The following is a 3,811-nucleotide window of genomic DNA, read 5'->3' on the forward strand; positions in this document are numbered from 1 at the left end:
CCTCAGACGGCACCCTGCCCGGTATCCTCCGCCAGCTCTCCGGCCTTGGCGGCTGCACCCACCCGATCCGCCTCGACGGCCACCGCACCGATTACGACATCGACACCACCACCGGCGAGATCGGCCGCATCCTCCAGCACCTCGACTCCACCACCCTCCCGGCCGGCCAACTCCTCGTCCGCTGCAACAACCGCCGCACCACCCGCTGCCCAGCCTGCGCCGAGGTCTACCGCCGCGACACCTTCCAACTGATCACCGCCGGACTGCGCGGCGGCAAGGGCACCCCCGAACGCGTCGCCACCCACCCCCGCGTCTTCGCCACCTTCACCGCCCCCGGCTTCGGCCCCGTCCACAACCGCCCGTCCACCGGCCGCCCCTGCCGCTGCGGCACCCACCACGACCAGGAGGACGAAGCACTCGGCACCCCACTGAACCCCGACACCTACGACTACACGGCGGCCGTGCTGTGGAACGCGCACGCCGGGCTCCTCTGGCGGCGCTTCTCCATCCACCTGCGCCGGGAGGTCGCCAAGCGCGCGGGCCTCCCACAACGGCGTCTCCGCGACCACGCCCGCGTTTCCTTCGCCAAGGTCGCCGAGTACCAGAAGCGCGGGGCCGTCCACTTTCACGCCGTAATCCGACTCGACGGCCCCGGCGGCGGAGACACCCCGCCCCCGGCATGGGCCACCGCTGAGCTGCTCACCGACGCGATCCGCGCCGCCGCGTCCAAGGTCCGGGTCGAGGGCCCGACCATCGACGACCGCGCCCACACCTTCACCTTCTGGCGACAGCTCGACGTCCGCACCATCCGATCCGCCGACTTCAACGACGGCCAGGAGCTGACCGAGGGCGCCGTGGCGGCGTACATCGCCAAGTACGCCACCAAGGGTGCCGAGACCGCGACGGGAGCGCTCGACCGCCCCCTGAAGTTCGCCGCCGAACTCGCCCAGCTCGACGTCAGCGACCACGCCCGCCGCCTCATCCGAACCGCCTGGGCCCTCGGCACCCGCAAGAACCTCGAACACCTCCGCCTGCGCGCCTGGGCACACATGCTTGGCTTCCGCGGCCACTTCTCCACAAAATCCTGCCGCTACTCCACCACCCTCGGCGCCCTCCGCGACGCCCGCGCCGAATGGCGCCGAGCACAAGCGGCCGCTAGCGATTCCCCACCTGAGACGACCTACGTCCTCGCCCATTGGGTCTTCGCCGGTACGGGCCTCTCCGACGCCGAAGCCTGGCTGGCCGCCTCCCTCACCCCCGCCCCAGGAGCGCAAGGAGAACCCACCCATGCGTGACGAAGAGTTGCTGACCGTCCCGGACGTCATGGCCCGGCTCAAGGTCGGGCGCTCCGCCGTCTACGACCTGCTGCGCACCCGCCAGCTCGCCTCCATCACCATCGGCCGCGCCCGCCGCATCCCCACCCACGCGCTGACCGACTTCATCCGCACCCGCCTCAACCAGGAAGCCGCCGCCTGATGACCGCTCCTCGCCCCGCCCGCAAGTCCCGCGCAAACGGCGAAGGCACCGTCTACCAGCGCAAGGACGGCCGCTGGGAAGCCGCCGGATACATCCTGACGACCAACGGCACCCGCAAGCGCACCCGCGTCTACGGGGCCACCCGCAAAGAAGCCGTCGACAGGCTCACCGAACGCATGGCCGCAAGCAACCGGGGACTTCCCGCACCCGCCGCCGACTGCACCGTCGGTGTCTACCTCCAGCACTGGCTGGACAACATCGCCGTCCACCAGCTCCGCGAGACCACCCACACCCGCTACCACGCCACCGTCCGCCTCTACATCACGCCAGCCCTCGGCAGGAAGAAACTCGGACGGCTGACGGCCAAGGACGTACGCACCTTCCTCAACCAGCTCCGCAACACCTGCCAATGCTGTACCCGAGGGCTCGACCACCAGGGCGTGTGCTGCACGGCCGGGGCCTGCTGCGGCAAGCAACTCTCCCCGCTCACCATCATCTACGTCCACTCCGTCCTCAAATCCGCCCTCCAGCACGCCGTCCGCGAGGACGAGTTGCCGCGCAACGTCGCCCGCAACGTGCCCGCCGGCACACCCCGGCCCAAGCGCACCGAACCGCTGACCGCCGCAGAGGCCCGGCAGCTCCTCCAGACCGCAGAGGGCCACCGTCTCCACGCCATGTTCGAACTCGCCCTCCGCACTGGCCTGCGCAAGGGCGAACTCCTCGGCCTCCGCTGGACTGACTTCGACCTCGACAGCGGAACAGTCAGCATCCGCCGCACCCTCCAGCGCACCACCAGCCACGGCCTGACAACCCTCCCCACCAAGACCACCAACTCCGAGCGCCGCATCGCCCTTCCCACCGAATGCCTCCGCTCACTGCAGGACCATCGGCAGCGGCAAGCGCGGGAGCGGGAGCGAGCTGGGGACGGCTGGCTGGAGACCGGTTACGTGTTCACCACGTCCAACGGCCGCCCGATCGACCCCACCAACCTGACGCGTACCTTCTCCACGCTCCTCCGCGACGCCGGCCTGCGGCGTATCCGGTTTCATGACCTTCGCCACACGGCGGCAACGCTGCTCCTGGAGCAGGGTGTCGAACTCGTCGTCATCAAGGAACTCCTCGGTCACGCCCACATCGGCGTCACCGCCACCGTCTACACCCACGTCCGCCCCCGCCTCCAGCACCAAGCCATCAACACCCTCACCAACGCCCTGAGGCCGGACACGACCCCCGGTGGCAAGCCTGCCAGCCGGTAGCGCTCCACTCCCTCCCACAACGCCGACGGCCCCACGAGATGCCTCGTGGGGCCGTCGGCGTCCGGCCGCGTTGCCGTCAGCGTTGCCGTCAAACGCCCCTGAAGACCCACCCGAAGATCGTCGCGTGGCACTCCAGAAAGGACACTGAAATCGCTCTACTCGACGAATTTCGGGAAAAGCCAGAACGAATTCAGCATGGTCCCACTTAGGCCAAGATGAACGCCATCAGCGATCTCCACCAATTTCTCCGGCAGTTGCCGATCCCGCACTACTCGAACCAAGGAGGAACTCTCATCGAACAGCACCTCCCAGTTTGATCGCGCGATCGATACGGAGATACCTGCCTCAAGTGGCGGGTCATCCAGCTCCACGGTCACTCTGCCACTCACAGAGCTCGGGAGCTTCAATTCTGCCCGCCGCCACGACTCCCTCGGTAGATAACCCCATATGTAGAGGGCGCAACCGGTGTCCACTGCGACCTCCAACTGAAGGGTGTCAGCGACGAGGCTCGTACTCCCTCCGTCACCTACCAGCCCAGTCAGGTCGTCGGAGTTCCGCAGATGGAAGGCGAACCCTCGGTCCGATTCGGAGTAGCGAAGCGTGCCCGCCAGCGGGGTCGCCGCTTCAGATGTAAATGTGTGCGCCATTTCTACCTGACGAAGTTGAAGTGGAGAATGGTGTTTTTGTTGGTGTCGACAACCAATTCCCAGGTGCCAGATTTCCCATTCATGGCACCTGGAGTGTCCCACCTGACTGCCCCGGCAGCCCCTCGCGGGTCCAGCTTCGGCGCGCTTCCTTCCATGATTTCACGGACGACCTGGGTGGAACCCATGTACGGCCGCGCCACTCTGCTGTCCTTAGTCACGTCACTGAAGTGATTCGCCACCGTCCGCGTCATCTTCAGATCATCTGCATTAATCTTGGATGCCAGCGCAGCTGGGTCACATGGCCCGGAATTGTGTACCAATACCGGAGTCTCGCCCGCCAGCACATAGTACGTGTGCAGGTCGTCAACCGTGAGGTTGTACGTGCGGGCGTGCTTGTTGAAGGAGCGGTTACCCGTGACGATGACCGTGTCG

At 67.1% G+C, this 3,811-nt stretch carries 5 protein-coding genes; 3 read left to right on the forward strand and 2 right to left on the reverse strand.

What is annotated here, in order from left to right; genetic code table 11:
• The first annotated feature begins 14 nt into the window (after window positions 1-14).
• Genes IG99_RS43135 through IG99_RS43145 form a run of 3 tightly spaced genes read left to right on the forward strand, consistent with a single transcriptional unit; the run spans window position 15 to window position 2,732 of the window.
• The gene (locus IG99_RS43135; RefSeq protein WP_063768400.1) at window positions 15-1,295 is read left to right on the forward strand and encodes a replication initiator; all 1,281 of its coding nucleotides are present in this window, start codon (window positions 15-17) and stop codon (window positions 1,293-1,295) included.
• Window positions 1,288-1,476, forward strand: coding sequence for a helix-turn-helix domain-containing protein (locus IG99_RS43140; RefSeq protein ID WP_037684484.1), 189 nt, complete (start codon window positions 1,288-1,290; stop codon window positions 1,474-1,476). The genes IG99_RS43135 and IG99_RS43140 overlap by 8 nt, the downstream gene beginning before the upstream one ends.
• Complete coding sequence (locus IG99_RS43145; RefSeq protein WP_037684485.1) at window positions 1,476-2,732, forward strand: tyrosine-type recombinase/integrase; 1,257 nt, start codon at window positions 1,476-1,478, stop codon at window positions 2,730-2,732. Before IG99_RS43140 ends, IG99_RS43145 begins: the two co-directional genes overlap by 1 nt.
• Window positions 2,733-2,887: 155 nt before the next feature.
• Here IG99_RS43145 and IG99_RS49410 read toward each other — a convergent pair whose 3' ends face one another.
• Window positions 2,888-3,109: a hypothetical protein gene (locus tag IG99_RS49410; protein WP_158973387.1), complete on the reverse strand. Its 222-nt coding sequence runs from the start codon at window positions 3,107-3,109 to the stop codon at window positions 2,888-2,890.
• Between the two features lie 272 nt (window positions 3,110-3,381).
• Window positions 3,382-3,811 (reverse strand): hypothetical protein (locus IG99_RS47235; protein WP_158973388.1); only part of this gene is annotated, 430 nt, incomplete at its 5' end.

Origin of the sequence: Streptomyces griseus subsp. griseus (genome assembly GCF_000720255.1) — a bacterium.
Lineage (GTDB): Bacteria > Actinomycetota > Actinomycetes > Streptomycetales > Streptomycetaceae > Streptomyces > Streptomyces griseus_I.

Excerpts from the sequence above, each read along its gene's own strand:
- IG99_RS43140 (WP_037684484.1), top strand. The coding sequence starts at position 1,288 with ATGCGTGACGAAGAGTTGCTGACCGTCCCGGACGTCATGGCCCGGCTC.
- IG99_RS43145 (WP_037684485.1), top strand. The coding sequence starts at position 1,476 with ATGACCGCTCCTCGCCCCGCCCGCAAGTCCCGCGCAAACGGCGAAGGC.